This window comes from Pseudomonas sp. DWP3-1-3b3, assembly GCF_049896305.1.
GTDB classification, from domain to species: domain Bacteria; phylum Pseudomonadota; class Gammaproteobacteria; order Pseudomonadales; family Pseudomonadaceae; genus Aquipseudomonas; species Aquipseudomonas azotoformans_A.
The window spans coordinates 224,625-247,564 of record NZ_JAFCUA010000008.1; the positions used below are offsets into that span (position 1 = coordinate 224,625).

At 60.6% G+C, this 22,940-nt stretch carries 21 protein-coding genes and 1 riboswitch; of the genes, 9 read left to right on the forward strand and 12 right to left on the reverse strand.

Going from position 1 to position 22,940, the window contains the following annotated elements:
* Positions 1-5 precede the first annotated feature (5 nt).
* The 3 genes from ACP7BX_RS23465 to ACP7BX_RS23475 all read right to left on the reverse strand — a co-directional run bounded on the left by ACP7BX_RS23465 (position 6) and on the right by ACP7BX_RS23475 (position 2,296).
* Positions 6-773 (reverse strand): outer membrane protein, encoded by a 768-nt coding sequence (locus ACP7BX_RS23465; protein WP_426127595.1) that lies wholly within the window; start codon positions 771-773, stop codon positions 6-8.
* 124 nt (positions 774-897) lie between these two features.
* Positions 898-1,449 (reverse strand): DUF3455 domain-containing protein, encoded by a 552-nt coding sequence (locus ACP7BX_RS23470; RefSeq protein WP_314527658.1) that lies wholly within the window; start codon positions 1,447-1,449, stop codon positions 898-900.
* Positions 1,450-1,597: 148 nt separating this feature from the next.
* Positions 1,598-2,296, reverse strand: a complete 699-nt coding sequence (locus ACP7BX_RS23475; RefSeq protein ID WP_426127593.1) for a hypothetical protein — start codon at positions 2,294-2,296, stop codon at positions 1,598-1,600.
* 274 nt (positions 2,297-2,570) lie between these two features.
* Between ACP7BX_RS23475 and ACP7BX_RS23480 the strand changes: the two genes are divergently transcribed.
* From ACP7BX_RS23480 to ACP7BX_RS23495, 4 genes are read left to right on the forward strand one after another with little or no spacing between them, the layout of a single operon-like run.
* On the forward strand, positions 2,571-3,419 hold the full coding sequence (locus ACP7BX_RS23480) for a hypothetical protein (protein ID WP_426127591.1): 849 nt from the start codon (positions 2,571-2,573) through the stop codon (positions 3,417-3,419).
* A 30-nt stretch (positions 3,420-3,449) separates the two neighbouring features.
* Positions 3,450-4,328: a c-type heme family protein gene (locus ACP7BX_RS23485; RefSeq protein ID WP_177111473.1), complete on the forward strand. Its 879-nt coding sequence runs from the start codon at positions 3,450-3,452 to the stop codon at positions 4,326-4,328.
* Positions 4,329-4,338: 10 nt separating this feature from the next.
* A complete protein-coding gene (locus ACP7BX_RS23490) occupies positions 4,339-5,742 on the forward strand; it encodes a serine/threonine-protein kinase (protein WP_426127589.1) in 1,404 nt (467 codons plus the stop codon).
* Positions 5,739-6,554 (forward strand): PP2C family protein-serine/threonine phosphatase, encoded by an 816-nt coding sequence (locus tag ACP7BX_RS23495; RefSeq protein WP_426127587.1) that lies wholly within the window; start codon positions 5,739-5,741, stop codon positions 6,552-6,554. The genes ACP7BX_RS23490 and ACP7BX_RS23495 overlap by 4 nt, the downstream gene beginning before the upstream one ends.
* Before the next feature lie 5 nt (positions 6,555-6,559).
* On the opposite strand, the gene ACP7BX_RS23500 is transcribed toward ACP7BX_RS23495, so the two are convergent.
* A complete protein-coding gene (locus tag ACP7BX_RS23500) occupies positions 6,560-6,955 on the reverse strand; it encodes a carboxymuconolactone decarboxylase family protein (protein ID WP_178952824.1) in 396 nt (131 codons plus the stop codon).
* 114 nt (positions 6,956-7,069) lie between these two features.
* Positions 7,070-7,274: riboswitch (cobalamin riboswitch) on the forward strand.
* Between the two features lie 91 nt (positions 7,275-7,365).
* On the opposite strand from ACP7BX_RS23500, the gene ACP7BX_RS23505 reads away from it, so the two are divergent.
* The 4 genes from ACP7BX_RS23505 to dkgB all read left to right on the forward strand — a co-directional run bounded on the left by ACP7BX_RS23505 (position 7,366) and on the right by dkgB (position 11,489).
* Positions 7,366-9,294, forward strand: a complete 1,929-nt coding sequence (locus tag ACP7BX_RS23505) for a TonB-dependent receptor plug domain-containing protein (protein ID WP_426127585.1) — start codon at positions 7,366-7,368, stop codon at positions 9,292-9,294.
* On the forward strand, positions 9,294-9,653 hold the full coding sequence (locus tag ACP7BX_RS23510) for a (2Fe-2S) ferredoxin domain-containing protein (RefSeq protein WP_426127583.1): 360 nt from the start codon (positions 9,294-9,296) through the stop codon (positions 9,651-9,653). Before ACP7BX_RS23505 ends, ACP7BX_RS23510 begins: the two co-directional genes overlap by 1 nt.
* Positions 9,650-10,582, forward strand: coding sequence for an ABC transporter substrate-binding protein (locus tag ACP7BX_RS23515; protein WP_426127581.1), 933 nt, complete (start codon positions 9,650-9,652; stop codon positions 10,580-10,582). Before ACP7BX_RS23510 ends, ACP7BX_RS23515 begins: the two co-directional genes overlap by 4 nt.
* Positions 10,583-10,670: 88 nt before the next feature.
* Complete coding sequence (gene dkgB, locus ACP7BX_RS23520; protein ID WP_426127579.1) at positions 10,671-11,489, forward strand: 2,5-didehydrogluconate reductase DkgB; 819 nt, start codon at positions 10,671-10,673, stop codon at positions 11,487-11,489.
* Here the strand turns inward: dkgB and ACP7BX_RS23525 are convergent.
* The 7 genes from ACP7BX_RS23525 to ACP7BX_RS23555 all read right to left on the reverse strand — a co-directional run bounded on the left by ACP7BX_RS23525 (position 11,486) and on the right by ACP7BX_RS23555 (position 21,546).
* Positions 11,486-11,908, reverse strand: a complete 423-nt coding sequence (locus tag ACP7BX_RS23525) for a chemotaxis protein CheY (protein ID WP_426127577.1) — start codon at positions 11,906-11,908, stop codon at positions 11,486-11,488. The genes dkgB and ACP7BX_RS23525 overlap by 4 nt on opposite strands.
* 134 nt (positions 11,909-12,042) lie before the next feature.
* Positions 12,043-15,657: a transporter substrate-binding domain-containing protein gene (locus ACP7BX_RS23530; protein ID WP_426127575.1), complete on the reverse strand. Its 3,615-nt coding sequence runs from the start codon at positions 15,655-15,657 to the stop codon at positions 12,043-12,045.
* Position 15,658: 1 nt separating this feature from the next.
* A complete protein-coding gene (locus ACP7BX_RS23535) occupies positions 15,659-16,285 on the reverse strand; it encodes a response regulator transcription factor (protein WP_033902088.1) in 627 nt (208 codons plus the stop codon).
* A gap of 298 nt (positions 16,286-16,583) precedes the next feature.
* Positions 16,584-17,300, reverse strand: coding sequence for an MgtC/SapB family protein (locus ACP7BX_RS23540; RefSeq protein WP_426127573.1), 717 nt, complete (start codon positions 17,298-17,300; stop codon positions 16,584-16,586).
* A 16-nt stretch (positions 17,301-17,316) separates the two neighbouring features.
* A complete protein-coding gene (mgtA, locus tag ACP7BX_RS23545; protein WP_426127571.1) occupies positions 17,317-20,022 on the reverse strand; it encodes a magnesium-translocating P-type ATPase in 2,706 nt (901 codons plus the stop codon).
* A 568-nt stretch (positions 20,023-20,590) separates the two neighbouring features.
* Entirely contained in the window at positions 20,591-21,190 is a 600-nt protein-coding gene (locus ACP7BX_RS23550) for a GNAT family N-acetyltransferase (protein WP_426127569.1), read from the reverse strand.
* 11 nt (positions 21,191-21,201) lie between these two features.
* Complete coding sequence (locus tag ACP7BX_RS23555; protein ID WP_092249737.1) at positions 21,202-21,546, reverse strand: FKBP-type peptidyl-prolyl cis-trans isomerase; 345 nt, start codon at positions 21,544-21,546, stop codon at positions 21,202-21,204.
* Between the two features lie 397 nt (positions 21,547-21,943).
* On the opposite strand from ACP7BX_RS23555, the gene ACP7BX_RS23560 reads away from it, so the two are divergent.
* The gene (locus ACP7BX_RS23560; protein WP_016976709.1) at positions 21,944-22,189 is read left to right on the forward strand and encodes a DUF6124 family protein; all 246 of its coding nucleotides are present in this window, start codon (positions 21,944-21,946) and stop codon (positions 22,187-22,189) included.
* Positions 22,190-22,267: 78 nt separating this feature from the next.
* On the opposite strand, the gene ACP7BX_RS23565 is transcribed toward ACP7BX_RS23560, so the two are convergent.
* Positions 22,268-22,888 (reverse strand): transglycosylase SLT domain-containing protein, encoded by a 621-nt coding sequence (locus tag ACP7BX_RS23565; RefSeq protein ID WP_426127566.1) that lies wholly within the window; start codon positions 22,886-22,888, stop codon positions 22,268-22,270.
* Positions 22,889-22,940 lie beyond the last annotated feature (52 nt).

Genomic DNA, 22,940 nt, shown 5'->3' on the forward strand with positions numbered 1-22,940 from the left:
CAACGTCAGTCAAACTTCCAGTTCAACCCAACACGCAGCATCTGCCCATCGTTCTTGAACTTGGAATCATACCCAGTCCCTGCTCCACCGCTGCCCGGAATCACAGCGACATTCAGCTTGTCTTCACCCAGGTCGTAGTACAGGTATTCGGTCTTGAGCGACAGGTTCTTGGTGATGGCCTGTTCGATACCAGCTCCCACCGTGTACCCCATTTTGAAATGGCTCTGGTCGCCGCTGAACTGGGTATTGCCTGTGGGGCCGAACATGTCGACGCTCTGGCTGGTTTCGCCATAGGCCAGACCGGCCGTACCGTAGACCAAGGTGTGGTCGAACGCATAACCGAAGCGACCGCGCAGGGTGCCGAGGTATTTGATCTTCGATTCGAATCTGTTGTTCAGCGCCAAGCGGGTGTTGAGCTGAGCCGTGCCGATGTTTCGGCTGTCCTGCAGATCGGTATGGGAGATATCCGCTTCGATACCGGCCACCCACTGGCCGAACTGGTAGTTGTAGCCGAACTGTATGCCACCCAGCAGGCCGTTGCGGTCCAGGTTCACACGGCCAGGGCGTGCACCGCCGTTGATGTTGGCAATGTTGGGTGCGGCCTGGCCCTTGGTATCGACATCGCCATCGCCACCAAAGCCGTAGCCGGCACTCAAGCCGCCGTAGAAGCCGGTCCAGTCGGTAGGGCCTTCGGACGAATAGGCATCCGCCGCCTGTGCGCCGGTTGAAGCAACAACAGTCAGTGCCGTAGCGGCAAGTAAACGCGTGATCATATGCAAAGCTCCTAGGTTTTTTAGGGGTGTAACAGCCACAGCGTTGCCGCACGCCGAGGGCAATCGGCGCGAGACATGAATTCAATTCGAGAGGTATTACTGAGCCTAAGGGCCCGGAATGAAGCTATTGGCCGAGAAAGCGGTAATCGGCGCTGTAGGGTTCCAGGTGCAATTCACCAACCTGGGCACAACTGCCGCTGAATACGCCGCCCAAGGTATGCAGACGTTCCACCGCAACCACCTTTGCCAGCCCGCCGTCGCCCTGATGGCTCACCACTTCAAGGCGCAGCAGCGAAATATCCTGGGCACTCGACCCAGGTGCCTGGGCAATGACCTTGCCGACCACTGCGCTGCGATCATCCAGTTGCCAGGTGGGCCCGGCAAAGTGTCGGCCAACGGTCTTGCCATTGATCATCAGCGTGGCAAGCGGCTCACGAAATTGCCAGGCAAGTTGACCCTTGTTATCGCGGGCACAGGTGTAGATCTGCACGCCAGCAGCCCGCACGGCCATCAACACTTGCTTGGCCGCGCCATTGGCCGGTTCCGGCAAGTCCTGTGCCTGTGCCCGCTGCGCGTCGACCGCACAGATCACCAGCACAATCAGGCCGATCACTTGCACGACCAGCAGCGCCAGGCGATTACGGCGGGTGATGGCATCAGGATCGGTGTCACTCATTTTTCGCCTGCCAGAAGAAGGGTCAAGAAACGTCTGCTCAATCATGTTGAAGTCCGTCGGTAGCGGCTGGTTATCAGCGTCTGCAGGATGAACAACCGACCCGAACGGTTTATTCCCGACTATTTTCCAAGCCGGGCAAAAACCTCGCCTACCAGACTTCGATCTCCAACTCCGCGAGCTGACTGGCCGGTGTCGGCACGGCCTTGCCGCTGTGCATCACACCCTGGCGTGGCGGCTCGCGCTTGAGGTTTGGCACCGGTATCCGCCCGCCTCCGCGTACCGTTTGAGCACCGACCATCGCGAACTGGCCATTGGCGAAGTTCAGCCCCACGCCATTCTGGCGCTGGAAGTAGATCCACCAGCGCTCCTCCTCAAATTTCATGAACGCGAACCCGCGTGGATACGCAGCTTCGCCATAGTCGTCAAAGGTCATCGCGGTGGCCAAACCCAGGCCATGCCCATCGGCACGACTGAGGTATTCCTTGCTCAAGTAGTCGCTGCCACCCTGTACGTGAAACACCCGATACGTGAGTTCATCAAGCTGGTCGATCAAGATCGAACAACCACTGAAGTCCGGCGTGAACACATAGCCAGTCGCGCCTGGATTGACCGGAATATCGCAGTAATCACCCTGGGGAACCCAATGCCCCATCAGCGGCCGTTCGACCTTGCCGAAATCACCCGGTTTATCCAGGGTGGCCAGTCGGTACCCACCGGCTTTATGACTATTGACGTCAAACACGTTGATCCCCTTCACAAGGCTTGGAGGAATGCGTTTGGCGGTCATGAAGTTCTGTTGCAGGAAGGTCTTGGTGGACGACAACGCGGTCATGCACGTGTTGGTCATAGGTGCTCCGGATAGAAGGAAGATGCAGACGTCTCGCCAGTCCCTGCAAACGCCGTTCGAATCACGGGAAATCATCAGAAGAACACCCTCCCCGGACGCTTTATTCCATGATTTCGTTTAATCGGAATTCGTCTTTTCCATGCAGATAATTGTCTTCTTCCTACGCCCTATCAGCCGGTAGCCTGCGGCCCTGCGATGCCTTGCGCACGCACGAACACCGGCTGTTGCGACAGCATCGGTGCCTGACCCCCAGTGCTCGATAGATGGCGCCCACGTGAAAAAACTCTCGATAGTCCTCTTGCTCGCAGGCTTGCTCCAGTTGCCGCATGCCCTGGCGGCGCCAGCCACTATTGGCGTGATCGCCTATGCGGAAAAACCGCTGAAGCTGATACGCGCTACCAGCCTCTACACCGTGGGCGTCGGTACCCGGCTGCAAGGGGGCGATATCCTGCAGACCGGTGCGGCTGGCGTGCAGATCGAAGGCATTGCGTCGACGACCCTGGCATTGGGTCCCGACACCCGCATCCTGATCGCCACCAGCCGCACCGCCGCCCAAATCAATCTGCTCAATGGCTGGCTGAAGCTGCAACCAATGGCGGGCAACACCCACGCCAACCTGGCGGTGACCACCGGCGCACTGGCGTTCACCGCCACCCAAAGTTCGAGCGTGATTCACGTGAGCCCACGCCAGACCGAGATATTCATCGAGGACGGCAGCCAAGTGGTCAATGAACTCGACACCCACGGCAAAGGCGAGCACAGCGTCACCCTGGGCCATGAAGACTTTGCACAGCGCAGCACCGGCAGCGCTCTCAAGATCGTGCCGCGTCCCGAGCAGGCATTTATCGACGCCCTGCCCCGCCAATTCCTCGACCCGCTGGTGCCCCTGGGCAAGAAAATCCCTGCCGCATCCGAGCCGAAAAAGGAACGTGACGTCACCTACGACGACATTGCCCCCTGGGTTGTCAGCCCGCTCAACCTCAGCCAGCAGATGCTCGCCAGCCGCTTTGCGCCGCGCCTAAACGACCCGACGTTCCGCCAGGCGGTGAAGGTCAACCGTGGCGGGGTGCTGGAGTGGGAACTGGAGCTGTTGCGCCTGGAACGTCGCAAGAATGCGCACTGATCCCCACCACGTCGGTTACCGAAGGTCTTTATGAAACTGTCACTTGCGGTCAAATTCAACGTGGTGTTCCTGGCGGTGTTTATCGTCGGTTTTATCGCCACCAGCCTCTCAACCCACTACATGCTGCAACAGAGTGCGCGCCGGGAAACCCTGGAAACCGCACGCATGCTGATGCGCTCGGCGTCTGCCGCCAGCACCTACACGGCCGAGCAGATTGTGCCGCTGCTGGAGAACCGCCTGAAGTTCCAGTTCCTGCCGCAATCGGTGCCAGACTTCGCCGCCATTTCGCACCTGCAGGAACTGCTCAAGTCTTACCCGGACTATGCCTACAAAGAAGCCACGCTCAACCCCACCAACCCACGCGACCTGGCCAACGACTGGGAAAAAACCCTGATCAGCACCCTGCGCAGCCAGCCGCAGACCGACGAAATGGTGGGTGAGCGCGCCGATGACAAAGGCACGTCGCTCTACATCGCGCGACCGATCCAGATCAAGGACGCTGCCTGCCTGGCCTGTCACAGCACGCCAGATGCGGCGCCAAAAACCATGGTCGACATCTACGGAGCGGTAAACGGCTTCGGCTGGAAACTCAACGACACCATCGGCGCGCAACTGGTCTCGGTGCCGCTGGACTTGCCGATGCAACGCGCCACGAGCCTGCTGCACAGCTATATGCTGTCGATGTTGGGGATCTTCGCCGTATTGTTCGTGGCCTTGAACGTGGCGGTGCACCTGTTTGTCACCCGGCGCCTGCGGCAGATGTCGGTGCTGGCCGACCGTGTCAGCCTGGGGGAAACCGATGTGCCGCCGATGGACGTCAGCGGCAGCGACGAGTTGGCACGCCTGGGGCAGTCCTTCGGCCGCATGCGTACCAGCTTGGTCAGCGCCATGAAGATGCTTGAGGAATAGGGCCGCGATCATGCTTGAACAACTCGGCAAATACCGCATCGACAGCGTGCTCGGCAAAGGCGCCATGGGCACGGTGTACAAGGCGTTCGACCCGAACATCGCCCGCACCGTGGCGCTCAAGACCATCCGCAAGGAGCTGTTCGGCGACAGCCAGCACGCCGAGCTGGTCAGCCGCTTCAAGAATGAAGCCCAGGCCGCTGGCCGGCTGATGCATCCCAATATCGTCGCGGTCTACGACTACGGCGAGGACGAGGGCTCGGCGTACATCGCCATGGAGTTCGTCGAAGGCACAGCGCTCAATACCCTGCTCGCCGCCCAGACACCCCGTGACCTCAGTCACAGCCTCGGCTGGATGCGCCAGTTGCTGTTGGCCCTGGAGTACGCGCACTCCAAGGGCGTGGTGCACCGCGATATCAAGCCGGCGAACCTGCTGATCACCGCCGACAACCACGTCAAAGTCACCGACTTCGGCGTCGCACGCCTGGACTCCTCCACGCTCACCCAGACCGGCTCGATGATCGGCACCCCCAGCTACATGTCGCCGGAACAGTTCTGCGGCGAGTTAATCGACGGTCGCTCCGACGTGTTTTCCGCCGGGATCGTGCTGTACCAACTGCTCACTGGCGAGCGACCGTTTTCCGGCTCGGCCACCATGGTCATGCAGCAGATTCTCAACCAGACGCCGGTGGCACCGTCGAGCTTGAACCTGGCCCTCGACCCGGCGTTGGACAGTGTGATCGTCCGCGCCCTGGCCAAGCGCCCGGCCGACCGCTATCCCTCGGCGCACGCCTTTCTGGATGACCTTGAAGCGCTGCTCGGTACCACCACTGGCAGTTGGACCAGCGCCGATATCGACGATGATCGCACCGTGCTGATGCTTCCCAACCAACCCTTGAGCAACGGCGTGACACCGTTAGCGACCGAAGCAGTGGAAACCCTCACGCCGTGGAAGTTGGCCGTGATGCCTGAGCTGGAGTCGCTGCTGTCCCACCAGATCGGCCCGCTTGCACGCTTCCTGGTGCGCAAGAGCCTCAATGGCGCCGATGACTTCGAGGGTATCTGCGCCGCATTGTTGCCGCATATCCCGTCGGAGCGCGGCCGTGAGCAGTTCACCAGCGCCAGCCAGTCGCTGTTCCAACGCCTCAACCCGCCGACTGCCGCGCCCGAGGTCGTGACTGAACCCACCGCGATTGTTCCGACTAGCGAGGTGATCCATACGTCAGTCGACCCCGACTTCGCACACATGGCCGAACGCCGGCTGGCGGTGCTGATTGGTCCCATCGCCCGCATCGTGGCCAGTCGCGCCTTGCGTGCAACCTCACTGCGCCAACCCTTTTTGCAACGGTTGGCCGAGTCTATCGAGAGCGAGGCCCAGCGCCTGGCGTTCCTCAACAGCTTTGAGCCCCTGCCATGACCGACTCCCCCCTCAGCGCCTGCGGGCCCCATCGCTTGGCTTGCGCGGTCGCCTATGGGGCCAGCGATGTCGGCACGGTGCGCCAGAGCAACGAAGACAATTTTCTGGTGGAGCCCAGCCTCGGGCTGTTTGCCGTGGCCGACGGCATGGGCGGCCATGAAGCCGGCGCCCTGGCCAGTGCCGAAGCCCTGATCAGTTTGCGCCAGGCGCTCAACGCCCACCGTGTCGACCCACTGAACGACGGCAGCGACCCGGACGCCACCTGGTCGGACCCGGACATGCAAGCCGCCAGTCGCCTGCACAACGCCATCGATCAGGTGAACCAGTGCGTTTACCAGCAAAACGTGGCACGCCAGATGAGCGAAGGCAGCGGCATGGGCACCACACTCACAGGAGCATGGCGCCCGCATGTCGATGGGCCACTGTTGCTGTTCCACGTAGGCGACAGTCGTTTGTACCGCTACCGCGACGGAGAACTGAGCCTGCTGACCCGCGACCAGACCTGGTATCAGCAAGCCCTTGAGGCCGGCAAAGTCGACCGGTTACCGGCACGCAACCTGCTGTTGCAAGCCATCGGTCCGGGGCCGCGGGTAGAACCGCAAGTACGCGTGCAACCCGTGAAGCGCAACGACCTGCTGATGCTCTGCAGCGATGGCCTGCACGGTTGCGTTCCGCACCAGGAAATGGCTCAGGTACTCGCCGCTGCCAGCCGCGACACGCTGGAGACTGCCTGCCAACGGCTGATCCACCTCACCCGCGAATATGCCGGACGCGACAATGTCACTGTGCTGCTCGCCTGGTTCGACGGCTGAATCGTCTATGGCAGCTTGAACGCCTCATCCACCGGCACGCGATAGCCGGTGGCCAGGCGGTTGGTTTCGTTGGCCATGCCGACCACCGCCTGCAACTCGCCAAACATCTCGTCAGTCATCCCCGCCTTGCGCGCTGCCGCCGTGTGGGACGCGATGCAATACGCGCAATTATTGGTCACGCTGACAGCCACATAGAGCAGCTCCTTGGTCAGTGGATCCAATGCCCCCGGCGCCATGATTTCTTTGAGGCTTTCCCAGGTCCGGCGCAGGGTCGGCGGGTGGGCGGCCAGGCACTTCCAGAAGTTGTTGACCTGATCGACCTGGCGCGTGTGCATGATGTCGTCATAGACCGCGCGCACTTCGGGGCTGGCATCGGCGTATTCGGTGAGGTGTTGAGTCATGGGATGTCCAAGGCGGATGGCGAGTGTTCTGGAATACCGCGCCGCCCCCATTGCTGGCAAGTGAAGCCGGTGAATCCTGAATGATGGAGTTGACGAACGGTCATGCGAATGTTCAGATGCCGGCCTGTTTCAGGTGCCTCCTGCCGCCGTGCTTGGGGTGAAACGGGAAACCGGTACGCTCTTTTGAGCCAGTCCGGTGCTGCCCCCGCAACGGTATTCGCGTGACCCCTTCGACACACCACTGTGGCCTGCGTGCCATGGGAAGGTGAAGGGATCCATACGCGAGAGCCCGGAGACCGGCCTGGAATTTCTGTTAGGCAAACTCCTGCGGTGGGCGGGCATGGGCCGGTATCGGCGTGTGCGCGATGCCTTCTCCTGCGTGCTTCTGCGAAGATACTTTCGAGAAGACTATGATTCGACGTTCCCTGATCCCTTTGTTCGGCTCGCTGTTCAGCCCCCTGTTGCTGGCCGACGACAACACCCTGGTGCTCAACCAGCAGATCGTCTCCGCTCCTTCCGTGGAATCCACCACTGTCGCCGCCATGGCCCAGTACGGCAGCAAAGTGGAGATCGTCACCCGCGAACAGATCGAACGCGCCGGCCCCGCCGCCGACGTGACGCGGGTGATGCAGATGTTTATCCCCGGCCTGTATGTGGCGCCGAAAAACGGCCCGTTCGACTACGGCACCTATTCCCTGCTGGGCGGGCGCAACGATGACACATTGATCCTGCTCGACGGCGTGCGCGTGAACAACCGCCTGTATGGCGGCCTCTATCTCGACACGCTGCCAGCCAACGCCATCGAGCGCATCGAAGTGCTCAAGGGCGGCCAGAGCCTGTTGTTCGGCACCCAGGCGGTGTCGGGGGTCATCAACATCGTCACGCGCAGCCCGCAGACCCGCGAGGCGTCCGGTGAGGTGAACGTGGGGGTCGATACCTTCGGCGGCACCACCGGCGATGCGCGGGTGGAGAAGATCTTCACCAACGGCTGGGGCGACCTCGGCCTGCTGGCGTATGTCAGCCGCAACGCCTCCGAGGGCTACCAGCCGTTTCGCAACAGCGACTACAGCGGCCGCGTCAGCGACAAAAAGCGCTCGTACGAAGTGACCACCTTCGGCACCAAGGCCATCCAGTCGTTTGGTGATGACTCGCGCCTGGAACTGTTCTACCAATATGCCGATGCCAACCTTGATTTCGCACGGCCGGTGAATAACTACAAGACCACCAACGACCGTGTGCAACAGATCGCCACGGCGACTTTCGAACAGGCGATCAACGAGCGCCTGAGTTATTTCATCAAGGGCCATATCAACGACTGGGACACGCGTTATACGCGGATCGACAACACCGCCGACGGGGGTCGTAACGTACGTAACAACAACGACTACTGGGGCTTCACTGACTGGGGCGTACAAGCCGAGGGCAAGGCCGAGTTGCCAGGCGGCCATGTGCTGGTGGTGGGCAGCGACAACCAGTGGTTCAAGGGCCAGGACGCTGTACTGGTGATCGACGACAACAAGGCCCAGGCCCACGCGCTGTATACGCAACTGCGACCGCAGATCGACGCGCTGCCCAACTGGCACCCCAGCGTGGGCGTGCGGCATGAAGCCATGAGCGGCGGCGACAGTGCCACCGTCGGCATGCTCACCTCGCTCTATGATCTCAACGACCACTGGGCCCTGCGTGGCCAATACGGTACGGCCTACAAACTGCCCAACGCCGAACAGCTGTTCGTCAACGAGCCGGGCGACGAGATCGGTAACCGCAATCTCAAGCCGGAGAAAAGCCGCAACGCCGAACTGGGGATCGACTACAAGGGACTGCTGGGCGAGCGCGATTTCAGCGCCAGCGTCACGCTGTTCAAACGCAAGATCACTGACTTGATCACGCTCGACGATGTGCAATGGGTCAACGGCCAGGGCCAGCTCCAGATGCGTGGCTTCGAGGCCGACGCCAAGCTCGCGCTCAACGACCAGTGGAGCCTGCAAGCCGACATGACGCGCAACCTCACCGAGTCCCGCACCGGCGTCACCCTCAACGACATTCCGAGCTTCTTTGCCCGCTCACGGATCGGTTTCGAATCGGAAAACCGCTTATGGGGCGCAGGTACTGCGATCCGCTACATTCGCGACATCACCAGCTCGAAAAACGTCGAATACGGCCACTACTCCGTGGTGGACGCCGATGCCTATCGCTACCTCGACGCCGCCCACCAACACCGCCTGAGCCTGCTGGTGGAAAACCTGTTCGACCGCGACTACGTCACCAGCCGCGCCAGCAACGTCGACAACCTCGGCCGCCCGTTCACATCCGAGGTGCGTTACACGTATCGTTTCTGATGACTGGGATCACCAAAATCGACGGGGTGGACTTCCATCCCGACTGGTCCCGCATACCGGACCACGCCCGTCATGTATTCCGGTGCACCGGCCCGCGCTGTACGCAGCGCGGCGCCTTGCAACTGTGGAAAACCCTGCGCCGCCGACTGCTGGAACATGAGCACATCGAAGTGCCCGGTGGCGTGCTGCTGACGCGCACCCATTGCCAGTTCCCGTGCAACCTCGGACCGGTGCTCACGGTGTATCCCGAGCGTTGCTGGTATGGCGTGCACAACAAGGTCGAAGTGCTGCGCCTGGTGGATGTGCACCTGGTGGGCGGCGATGTGGTGCAAGACCTGCTGATCAAGGACGCCCCATGAAACAGCCATGGCTATGGCTGGCCGCCCTGCTCTGCTGCAAGCCGGCGCTGGCAGACAGTTATCGCAACTGCGCACAGGACTGGAGCGTGCCGCCTTCACCACCGTCGCGCATCGTGGCACTCAACCAGCACGCCGCCGATTTGCTGCTGGCGCTGGATGCCGGGCCTTCGCTGGTAGGTGTCGCGTATCTGGACGACAACGGCATTACGCACCGACATGGCGAGTACTTTGACGTGCCGGTCATCGCGGCGAAATACCCGTCCAGTGAAGTGCTGTATGCACAGCGCCCAGACCTGGTAGTCGGCGGTTTCGCCAGTGCCTTTGGCGATGGCGTGACCTCACGTACGGGACTGGCGAACAACGGGGTGGCGTCGTACCTGCTGGAAGCCGCCTGTGCGGGTCACTCGCTGGATTACTTTGGGCATATTCGTCAGGACTTGTTTACCCTCGGCGCCCTGCTGCACAAAACCCGGCGCGCTCAAATGCTGAGCGACGCGTTGGATGCTGACCTGGCGCGCGCTCATGGGCTGATGGGTGATGCCCGTCCGCTGTCGGTGTTTTACCTGGACAGTGAAGTGGGCGGGCTCGATAGCGAAGGCCAACGGGGGTTTGTCACCACCTTGCTGATGGCCTCCGGTGCACGCAATGTACTGGCCGATATCCCGTTGTCACGGGTGACTGTCAGCAATGAAACCCTGTTGGCCAAGGACCCGGACGTGATCCTGTTGGCTGATGCGCTGTGGTCACCGGCCAGCCGCAAGCGGCAGTTGCTGACCACCGACCCGGTACTCTCCCAGCTGCGCGCCGTGCGCGAGAACCGCATGATCGACATCCCCTTTACCCATGTGGTGCCCAACATGGGCAGCGGCCAGGTGGTTCTGTCATTGGCACAGCGGTTCAAGGCGCTGGCGATTCGTGACCAGCGGTAAAGAGTCCTTTTCGGATTCGGCGGTTTTTCCGAAGGAACGACGGGTGGATACTCGACTCCATTGTTCACCCCCCTTTCAGGAGTTACTGATGTCTACCCCAACACAAAATGTCCCGGCCTTCGGCCTTGGCACCTTCCGCCTGCAAGGCCAGGTGGTGATCGATTCGGTCAGTACCGGCCTGGAACTCGGCTACCGCGTCATCGACACCGCGCAGATCTACGAGAACGAAGCCGATGTCGGCCAGGCGATTGCCGACAGTGGCATCCCGCGTGATGAGCTGTTCATCACCAGCAAGATCTGGATCGCCAACTTCGCCGAAGGCCAGCTGATTCCAAGCCTGAAAGAAAGCCTGCGCAAACTGAAGACCGACTACCTGGACTTGACCCTGATTCACTGGCCCTCGCCGGAAGACCAGGTGCCTGTCGCCGAATTCATGGGCCAGTTGCTGGAAGCCAAGCGCCTGGGCCTGACCCGCCAGATCGGCATTTCCAACTTCACCATCGACCTGATGAAGCAGGCGATTGCCGCCGTTGGGGCCGAAAACATCGCCACCAACCAGGTCGAACTGCACCCCTACTTGCAAAACCGCCAGGTCGTGGACTTCGCCACCGCCAACGGTATCCAGATCACGTCCTACATGACCCTGGCCTATGGCGAAGTGCTCAAGGACCCGGTGATCCAGCAAATCGCCGAACGCCATCAGGCGACCCCGGCGCAAGTGACACTGGCCTGGGCCATGCAATCGGGTTACGCGGTCATTCCCTCCTCGACCAAACGCGCCAACCTGGAAAGCAACCTCCAGGCCCTGCAACTGACCTTGAGCGCTGCCGACATGGCACAGATTGCCGAACTGGAACGCGGCCATCGCCTGACCAGCCCCAAAGGTATCGCGCCGAAGTGGGACTAAACCCCGGCCACGGGCGCACGGGATAACTCGCGCAACCACGGCAACACCCGCAGGCCAGCAGTGGCTGCGGGTGGGTCGATGATGTCCATGAAGTGTTCGAGGTTGACGTTGTCAGGCACGCCGGGTAGCCGCACCAGCACTGCCGGCGTTGCGTCGGCGCGGGTACTCAGGTCCAGGTGATCGTAGACCAGCACGTGGTGCACCTGGGGTTGAGGCCCGCAAGCGTGGGCCGTCAGCCCCGCATTGATGATCAGCACATCAAAAGGCCGGGCGGGGATGGCGGTGAGCAACTGGACCTCTTCAAAGGTTTCCACCGGTACGATCCGGAAATATCCCAATCGATTGAGCATCTTCTCGATGTACAGGCGTTGCAGGTGTTGTTCATCGGCAATCAGGATGGTCAGTGCTTTGTTTGGCATGGCGAACCCCTGGGCAGGCAGCGCTCGTCAGTGAGCGGTGCCCATTTTCCAGACATACCCCGAAGACAAAATCAGGTTTGTTCCTGTTCCATGTAGGAATTCTCCCAAATCAACCGAATGGCCATCCACTTCAGTCACGCCTGCTTGATGCGGGCGCTCAAGCTGTGATGCAAGCTATCAATGGCGCGGCCAATGGCTTCAACCGACGCCGCCAGCGCCTCACGATCCCTGCTTTCACACACGCCCTCCAGCTTTTCACAACACGCGATCAGCGCCGGCGCCTTGACCATACGCGCCCCCCCTTTGACGCGATGGGCCAAGTCATGCAATTTGCCAAAATCCGCGTGTTCTTGCAGCGCCGATAGCCGCAAGCGGTCCTCTGCGAGGCTACCGAGCAATGGCGCCAGCAACTCATTGAGCCCGGCAGTATCATCGCCTGTCAGTGCGACCAGCGTACTCAAGTCACACACCGGCACGGCCTCCTCCACCACCGGTGCCGCGGTGCGCGATGCCAACGCTGCGCGCAGATCATCAAGGCCGGTCGGTTTGAAGAGGCAGCCGTCCATACCCGCTTGCCGGCAGCGCTCGGTCTCCTCCGGTTGCGCGTTGGCGGTAAACCCCAGAAGCAGACACGGCACCAGGCCACGCTGACGCTCGTGGGCCCGGATATCACGCGCCAATGTGTAGCCATCCATGACGGGCATGTTGCTGTCGGTGATGACGCCATCAAACTGCCCGGCCTGCCATAATGCAAAGCCCTCAGCGCCGTCCTCGGCCGTGACGATGTGATGCCCCAGGAAGCTCAGTTGTCGCGTCAACAGCAAGCGATTGGCCGGGTAATCATCGACCACCAGGAGGTTCAATGCAGGTGTCGCAGGCGCAGGTTGAACAGGTAAGGACACCGCCGTTGCGGTGGTCAGCGCCAGCGCCAACGTCACGTCCACTCGCGTCCCCTTGCCCTGCACACTGCTCAGGTGCAATTGGCCGCCCATCATCTCGCACAGGTTGCGGCTGATCACCAACCCAAGGCCGGAGCCGCTGCGCGCCGACTGGTCGTTGTTGCTGCCTTGGATAAACGGGTTGAACAAGCGCTGCTGATCCTCGGCGCTGATGCCAATCCCGGTATCTTCCACAAATAACCGGAGGTTCAAGTGGTCACCGGCCAATGCCGGTGCGCTCTGAGCGCCCAGACGTACCTGCCCGGTGGTGGTGAATTTGATGGCATTGCCCAGCAGGTTGGACACTACTTGCTTGAAACGCAGAGGGTCGATCATCACCGTCCGGTCGATCAGCGGATCAAACTCGACGAGCAGCTGCAACCCCTTGTCCCGCGCGAGCCCCTCGAAAACCCGTGCCACAGAGGCCAACAACTCATGGAGGTTGGCCTGCTCCAGGCTCAAGGACAGGTGACCGGTTTCAATCCGCGCAATGTCCAGGATATCGCCGATCAGCTCCAGCATGCTCCGGGATGCCATCGACGCCACCTCTAGCGCGTCCTGATCGACACGGCCCTGCTCGGCGTTTTTCTGGGCCAACTCGATCATGCCGATCACCGCATTCATGGGTGTGCGGATCTCATGGCTCATGGTCGCCAGGAACGTAGTCTTGGCCCGGTTGGCGGCGTCGGCTTCCTCCTTGGCTTCCTGCAACTGGCCCAGCAGGCGCTGGCGCTCGCTGACATCCACCCAACCGGCAATCATGCCCACAACGCTGCCGTTGCTGTCACGGTATGGCAGCATCCACTGGTAAATGGTCAGCACACCACCTCCCGGCACCTTGAGCACGCGATCCTGGATCTGCGGCTCACCCCGCTCCATCAGGCTCAAGTAATCGGCATGGAACGACTGGGCCTGCGGCGGGTTGCCCGTGTCGGTTTGCACTACAGTCTTGCCGATCACGTCCTCCAACTTAAAGCCAAACACATCAAGGTATGCGTTGTTGCAAGCCATTAACCGACCTTGGCGATCGCGCACATAGATCGGATGAGGGGTGCCGTCGATCAGCACACTCATGAACCGCATCTGGTCGCTCAAGGCACGTTCTGCCTGAGCACGCTTGCGTATCAGGTTGCGCAGGTAGAGCCCCCAACCCAGGGTCACCAGCAGCAACAACGCCGCCAGGCCAAACCCCTGGATGATCACAGTGCGATGGCTGCTCCAGTAGCTGTCTTCGATGATGATTTCACTGCGCCACCGGTTAGTGAGTTCGTCCATTTCTTCGGGGGTGATACTCAACAGAGCCTTCTCGAGGATCGAATACAGCTCCAGTTGGCTGCGGTTGACACCGAAGGCAATGCGCGCCGGTTCCGTGCCGATCGTGCTGGTGATACGCAGGCGGTCTCGAAAATTGCGCGCAATCATGTAGCGCGCGCTGATCAATGAAACGACGGTCGCATCCACACTGCCTTTGGCGACCAACTCCATGGCCTCTTCAGGGTTTTCGACGTCAACGAACTCGATACCTGGGTAGTCTCGGGCAATTTGCGCGGCCAGACTGTTGCCGCCAATGAATGCCAGGCGCTTTCCGGGCATGTCTTCCAGGGTGAGCAACCGCTCATCGTTGGCCCGTGCCACCAGCACATAAGGATTGGACAGGTAAGGCCGGGTAAAGCGGACCTTTTCGGCACGCTCGACGCTGGGTGTGATGACTGCAATCATGTCCACTTGCCCGCCGCTGACCTCTTCAATTTGCCGAGGCAACGAATTGCCATGCACCACCTCGAACTTCAAGCCTGTGCGCAAGCTGATCCGCGACAGCACTTCATCGCTCAACCCCACGAACTGCCCTTTCTCATCTAGAAATGACAACGGCATGAACTTGTCGAGCACCGCGACCTTTACCCGCGAATGCTTCTCCAGCCAACGCTGCTCACTGTCGCTCAAGCGCAGTCGGTCTGCCTCCAGGAAACCGCTGTCTCCAGCACTCCAGCGGCGCAGGATGCTCATTTGCTGGCTGGCGGGGATCACGGCCAGCGCCGCATTGATGATATTCAGCAGACGGATGTTATCCCCGGTGAACGCGAACCCGAACGGGTTGACCTCCAGCCCGGAAAAATCGGCCATGCGCACATTATTGAGATGATTTTTGTTGATCAGATAACGGGTACTGATGACGTCCCCCAGGAACACATCCGCCTGGCCAAACGACACGGAGCCGATGGCTTGGGGGGTAGAGCCATACAACAGCAACTGCGCCTTGGGGTAATAGGCTTGCACCGCGTCGGGCTGCATGTAGTGGTAGAGCATCGCCACGCGTTTGCCAGCCAGGTCGGCGCCCAGTAAATGACTATCCCCCGTGCGGGTTACCAGCACCGGTTGATCATTGGCGTAGGAACGCGACAGTATCAGGTCTTTGTCGGCGGCTTCGTAACCATTGGCCGAGCCCACTAAATCGACCTTGCCCAGCTTGAGGGCCTCGATCACCTCATCGCGGGTGTCGTAACGTCGAACCTCGATAGGGATGCTCAAGATGAGGCTGATCAGCCACGCGTAGTCAGCAGTGATCCCTTCAAAATCATTGTTGTTGCTCAGGTCGAAAGGCGCGTAGTCCGGCGCCGACACCCCCATCACCAACGTGCGTCGCTGGCGTAGCCAGCGCCAGTCGCTTTCATCAAGCTCCAGGCCTGGGTTTTCAAGGGTGGCGTGGCCGAGGAGTCTTAGGGAGTGTGGCTCGTCCAGGGCCATCGCTGCTGAGGGCAACAACCCGATCAGCAGGATGGCCGTGAATCTCAACAGCCGGGAGGTGGTCATTTCAGATCAGATGATTGCGCTGGGCGAACTTGGACAGGTGCACCACCGAAGACATACGCAGCTTTTCCTTGAGTCGCGTCTTGTAGGTACTGATGGTTTTGTGGCTCAACAGCATATCCTCGGCGATTTCCTTGTTGCCCAGGCCCAGGGCCAGTTTTTGCAGCACCGTCAATTCGCGGTCTGACAGCGCGTCGACCAGCTCTTGCTCGGTAGTCTGTATATCGTCACGGCGCACTGAACTGGTGGCCACGCTGGGGAAGCAGCTGTAGCCGGAGCGGATCGCCCGGATCGCCTTTTGCAACTCGTCCAGCTCACCCGTCTTGGCCACAAAGCCCATGGCCCCGGCGCGCATGCAGCGGGTGGAGAAGAACACGGCCAGGTAGGAGGTCAGCACCAGAATCTTGCAAGGCAGTTCCAGCGCCTTGATCCGGCTGATCACCTCCAGCCCGCCGAGTTTGGGCATGGCCAAGTCGAGGATGATGAGGTCCGGGCGCTGCTCACGCGCACACTGCATGGCGTCGGCGCCGTTGCCCGCTTCATAGATTTCGTCAAAGCCTTCTTGCTTCAACAGGTACTTCACGGTGGCACGGATAAAAGGGTGATCATCCACAATTAAAGCTTTGCTCATAAGACTCCCCGAGGGATCAGTACGCTTACATATCACACGGGACCTAACTACCTGTGAAAAGTAACAGTTCCGACAAACGGTGCTGATTACTCCGCATGACACTTCAGGCAGTACAGACCCCTCCTTTTGATAAAGCACGGTCAAAACGTTGAGCTGCGCCCTGGTTCCTGAGGCGCAAGGGCGCAACCTTAACAACGGTGTGGCTTATCAAATGAAGGGTTAATCTCGATTGTTTGTAGGACTTTTCCTGGTAACAGCATAGTCTGCTTCGCGCGGGACAGCGCCTTACAGCCGGGGACTACTCGGTGGTACTTGGACTCCAGAACGCTTGCACCACCAGGGTCGACATCGAGATTCGCGCCACCAGTGCGTCCAGCTCGTCGCCGTCCACGGACGTCACAGCCAGGGTGGCTTCGATCTCCACTTCTTCCGTGCCGAAGGGGCGCACGTCCACATCGCTGGCCGGATAGTTGCAACGTGCCAGCTCCGCTTCCAGCAAGGCCAGTACGGCTTTCTGCTGGGTACGCCGGGCGATCACATAGAGGATGTTGGTGACTTCTGCCGACACCACGTCCAACGGCTGGCGGTTGATGTTGTTGACGATCGGTCGCAGCAAGGTGTTGGCCGCCAGCACAAACAGCGTGCCCAACAACGCCTCAAGCACCAGGTCGGCACCCGCGCAAGCGCCCACCGCCGCCGACGCCCAGAGGGTGGCCGCCGTGTTGAGCCCCCGCACGTTACCCTCTTCACGCATGATCACACCGGCACCGAGAAAACCGATGCCCGAAACCACATAGGCCACCACCCGCACCGCGCCTTCCGCGCCGCCGAGCCGGCTGGCCATGTCGACGAAAATCGCCGCACCCACCGCCACCAGCACGTTGGTACGCAGACCCGCCGTGCGCTGGCGGTACTGACGCTCGAAACCGATCAAACCACCGAGAATAAAGGACGCAGTGAGGCTGACCAGGGTGTCGACCAGGGATTCAAGGTTGATGTTGTTGATTGCTTGCATAGGAAATCTTCCCTGTTCATTGCCAGCCAAACTTACGGATGTAGTAGCCCTTCACCGCCTGGGTCAGTGCCATGTACGCCAGCAGGATCACCGGCAGGAACACGAAGTACAGCGACGGCAGCGCCTGCAACTTGAAGTAGTGCGCCAGTGGTCCCATCGGCAGGAAAATCCCCACGGCCATGATCACGCCGGTCATCACCATCAACGGCATCGCCGCACGGCTTTGCAGGAACGGGATTTTCGGGGTGCGGATCATGTGCACGATCAGCGTCTGGGTCAGCAGCCCGACCACGAACCAGCCGGACTGGAACAAGGTCTGGTGGTCAGGCGTATTGGCATCGAAGACATACCACATGAGTGCGAACGTGGTGATGTCAAAGATCGAACTGATTGGCCCGAAAAACAGCATGAAACGGCCGACATCTCCCGGTTGCCAGCGTTGCGGTTTGCTCAGCATCTCGTCGTCGACGTTATCGAACGGAATCGCAATCTGCGAAATGTCATACAGCAGGTTCTGCACCAGCAAATGCATCGGCAGCATCGGCAGGAACGGAATGAACGCACTGGCCACCAGCACCGAGAACACGTTGCCGAAGTTGGAACTGGCGGTCATCTTGATGTACTTGAGCATGTTGGCGAAGGTGCGCCGGCCTTCCAGCACGCCCTCCTCCAGGATCATCAGGCTCTTTTCCAGCAGGATGATGTCGGCGGCTTCCTTGGCGATATCCACCGCGCTGTCCACCGAAATGCCGATATCAGCTGTTCGCAGTGCTGGCGCGTCGTTGATGCCATCGCCCATGAAGCCGACCACATGCCCGTTGGCCTTGAGCAAACGCACGATACGTTCCTTGTGGGACGGGGTGAGCTTGGCGAACACATTGGTGGTTTCCACGGCCTTGGCCAGCTCCGCGTCGGTCATGTCCTCGATGTCGTTGCCCATCAGCAGGCCCTGTTGCTCCAGGCCCACCTCGCGGCAGATTTTGGCGGTGACCAGTTCGTTGTCGCCGGTCAGCACTTTCACTGCCACGCCATGGGCTTTGAGGGCCTTGAGCGCAGGTGCAGTACTTTCCTTGGGTGGGTCGAGGAACGCGACGTAACCGATCAGCGTGAGGTTGTTCTCATCCGCCAGGCTGTAGGTATCGCGCCCCGGCGCCATCGGCTGCGCGGCCACGGCGACCACGCGCAGGCCTTCTTCGTTGAACGCAGCGGTGACCTGGCGGATACGCGCCAGCAGGTCGTCGGTCAGCGCTTCGTTGACGTCGCCATGGCGCACGTTGTTGCACACCGACAGAATCTCTTCCACAGCCCCCTTGCAGATCAACAGGTGCGGCTGGCCCTGCTCGGCGACGACGACGGACATGCGGCGGCGGTTGAAGTCGAACGGAATTTCATCGACCTTCTGGAACGCCGTGCCGACTTTCAGCTCGCGGTGCACTTCCACATGTTCCAGCACCGCCACATCCAGCAGGTTTTTCAGGCCGGTCTGGTAGTAGCTGTTGAGGTAGGCCATTTCCAGTACGTCATCGGACTCTGCGCCCCACACGTCCACATGGCGCGCCAGGAAGATTTTGTCCTGGGTCAGGGTGCCGGTCTTATCGGTGCACAGCACGTCCATGGCGCCGAAGTTCTGGATCGCGTCCAGGCGCTTGACGATGACTTTCTTGCGCGACAGAAACACCGCGCCCTTGGCCAGAGTGGACGTGACGATCATTGGCAGCATTTCCGGGGTCAGGCCCACGGCAATCGACAGCGCGAACAACAGTGCTTCGGTCCAGTCGCCCTTGGTGAAACCGTTGATGAACAGCACCAGCGGCGCCATCACGAACATGAAGCGGATCAGCAACCAGCTGACCTTGTTGACGCCATGCTGGAACGAGGTAGTGGCACGGTCAGTCGCGGTGACGCGCTGAGCCAGGGCGCCGAAATAGGTGCTGTTGCCGGTGGTCAGGATCACCGCCGTCGCCGCGCCGGACACCACGTTGGTACCCATGAACAGGATGTTCTCCAGGTCCAGCGGGTTGCGGGTCTGGGCGTCCTGCTGCTGGGCAAATTTCTCCACCGGCATCGATTCACCGGTCATCGCCGCCTGGCTGACGAACAGGTCCTTGGCGCTGAGTACGCGGCAATCGGCGGGGATCATGTCCCCAGCGGACAGCACGATCAGGTCGCCCGGCACCAACTGTTTGATCGGCAGTTCGATGCGCTTGGCTTCATCGCGGCGCAGTACCGTGGCGGTGTTGCTCACCATGGCTTTCAGCGCATCGGCGGCCTTGTTGGACTTGGCCTCCTGCCAGAAACGCAACAGCGTCGACAGCACCACCATGGAGAAAATCACCGTGGCGGCCTTCATGTCCTCGGTCAGCCAGGAGATCACCGCCAGCAACGTCAGCAACAGGTTGAACGGGTTTTTGTAGCAGTGCCACAGGTGCACCCACCACGGCAGCGGCTGCTCATGCTCGACTTCGTTGAGCCCGTATTGCACGCGCAGAGCGTCGGCTTCCTGAGTGGTCAAACCCTCGGAATGGCTGCCCAGGGTGCCGAGCAATTGCACCGCACTGCTGTTGGCCGAGACCACCAGGGTTTGCGCCAGGGTCGGCGGCACTTCGCGGCTGACGCTGGCGTCGGTCACGGTTTCGAGCATCGCCAGGCGACGGAAATGCCGGGCGATGTGCCGGGTCCGCAGGAAGCCGGCAAAGAACTCTTTCAACAGAGTCAGGTTCATGGTGTTACTCCTGCGCGAGGAAAAAACCGTCGTGCAGGTACCGCCGTCTGCACCGCGCCTGTTTTATAGGCACAGCCAGCTAGGCCCGCCTGTCGAAAAAGACAGGCGCGTCCGTAGCATCCCGAGGTGAGCCGGGTGCTGGTCAGCGTCGATGAGAGGGATTCGGGCAGGCGCCAGGACTGGCCACTGCCGGGATGCCGCTTCTCGCTTTTAGTGGCGAGACAACGGCATCGTAAAAATGCGCGTTACCTTGCCAAGCCTGTGCCGGTTACCGAAACCGGCCGACTACTGTCACTCGAACAAGTACCCACTGAGGGTCTCCGCTATTGATGAAAACGCGCGAAGCTTACGCCCCGTTGATCAGAGAGTAAACCGTAGGAAAGTTTCCGTATGGGGAATAAGAGGATTCTTCAGGATGGGTTCAGGAAACCATTTTCCTGGATACGCTGAAGATCAAATGTGGGAGCTGGCTTGCCTGCGATGGCGGCTTTTCAGCTAGAGACTCTGTGCCTGACACTGCGCCATCGCAGGCAAGCCAGCTCCCACAAGGGTTAGCGTATATCCGTTGCTATACCGTGCCCGGGCGATCTCTCGCCACCAGCCTCAAGTAATCCTCAACCTGCCCACCCGCCAGCGCCTTGACCTGAATCGAGACCCTGTTCACTTGACGCCCCATGGTAATCCCCTCGCGCGTGCGCACCGGCACATAACTCAGCTTAGGCCAGAAGCGTTCGGCTTTGGCATTGCCGATGACCACCGTCAGCCTCAGCCATTGTGCGCCGTTGCCCGCAGCCCAAGCCTCAAGATCCGCGTGTAACTGCCGCGCCAGCCCGGTGCCATGCCAGCGTGCATCCACCAGCAACAGCCCAATGTGCCAAACACCAACAGCCAGCAAGTCCGCCGCAATGTTCACCACCGACACCAGTTGGTTTTCCAGATCGCGGTAACCCAGCCAATACATCCGGCTGCACGCCCACCCTGCGGGTAACAGCCCCTGCAATTCCTCATGCGCTTCGGTCGCTGTGGCCGGTTCACCGTTGACCGCGATGAAGTAATCCGGCGCCCGCTCAAAAAACCGCTGCAACTCGGCTTCATCGCGATCACCCAGCTCAACGACCTGAATGCCCGCGACGGAACACGCCGGCAACTCGTGTGAATCAACTTCCATGTTCACCGCCCTCAATCGTCCCGCGTCAGCACTTCCAGCAACTCAATCTCAAAACGCAGATTGCTGTTGGGCTTGATATGCGCCCCCATCGACCGCTCGCCATAGGCCAGATGCGCCGGCACGAACAGCGTGCGCACACCGCCCACCTGCATGCCCATCAACCCCTGGTCCCAGCCCTTGATCACCCGCCCGGTTCCGATCACACACTGGAACGGCTTGCCGCGCTCCCAGGAGGAATCGAACACCGTGCCATCTTCCAGGGTGCCGGTGTATTGGGTGGTGATCAGCGCGCCTTTGACCACGGCTTTGCCGGTGCCGGGGCGGATGTCGGTGATTTGGAGTTCTTCGGGGCTCATAGGGCGCTCGTTGACGGTACAAAGGGTGGGGTTTTCCCAGAATTGGGTAGGTTTGGCAAGTGTAGGAAGAGTCGCTGCGATGACATTTCGCTTTAAGTCGCAGGACGTTTCCGAGAGAATCCCAACCGCTTGCGCCGCTCAAATCACGTGGCTAGTCTTCGTCGGTCACTGCCAATTCAGTGACTCGGGGTTTGGTAGACCACGAGTGATTAGGCGCTAAGCGCCCCCTTCTGCAAGGCGCTTTTTTTCGGCCCTGCGTTATGGTGGCCGTGCGCAGGGCACCCTCGGGTGCACCGGGTCCTAATCACCGGTCTACCAATCTGCGTACGGTCACCACCCTAAAAGTCGTTTGGTAGCGATGGTGGTGATATTCCAACTTAGATTAGGAGTTGAACCCATGGACAAACCTGTCCCCGCGCCACCCGCTTCAGAACTGCAATTCTTCACCACCACCCCAGACCTCAGCTTCGAAGACGCCCTGGCCCACGCCAGCAGCGTGTTGCGTTGTGCCGCCGTTGCGGCGCAAACGGCCGGGGATCAACTGGAAGGGACTTCACGCACGCTGGTGCTGTCGGTCATGCACCTGGTGGACATGGCCAGTGTGATGGTGGATCGGTCGCTGGAGTGTATGCAGCCGAGCTAACCCCTGTGGCGAGCGGGCTTGTTGTGGCAAGCCCGCTCGCCACACAAGCATACTCACCACAAGGGTTAAATCACTGCATCACAACCACCGCCAAAACCGACTCCAAAACCCCCGCCCCAAATCATCCTTGCACCGCGCATACTGCGCCGCATACAGCTGTGAACGCGCCTGCACCTTGCTCGCCACCGGCGGCAGCCAGGCCTTGGCGGCGTAGGTGCGTTGGCGGTAGCCGCCCCAGCCTTCGTGGTAGTTCAGGTACTGGCCATACGCGTCGTATTTGTAGACGCCGTTGACGGTGTAGGTCTTGTCCATGTACCAGCCGACAAAGTCGATGGAGTCGTCGAAGTCCTGGCGGCTGGCGCCGCTGCGGCCGGTGCTCTTGCGGTAGTCGTTCCACACTTCGTCCTTGGCCTGGGCGTAACCGGCGGCGGTGGAGACGCGGCCCCAGGGGATGATCCACAGCAGGTATTTGCGCGGGGCCAGGGCGTCCTGGTGGAAGCCGGACTCCTGATACATGATGGCGAACGGCACCTGAATCGGCACCCCCCAGCGTTGTTGCGTGACTTTGGCGGCGTCGTACCAGTCGTCCTTTTCGCGGAAGATGCCGCAGAGGTCATTGGGCGTGCGTGGCGGCGAGGTGCCGCACGCCGCCAACAGGGAAGTGAGTAGTAACAGTCCGACGGCTTTGCCTGCGCTCAAGGGGCACCTTTGCGAGATACGCGTAAAAAGACCGGCATTTTACGCGCTCATT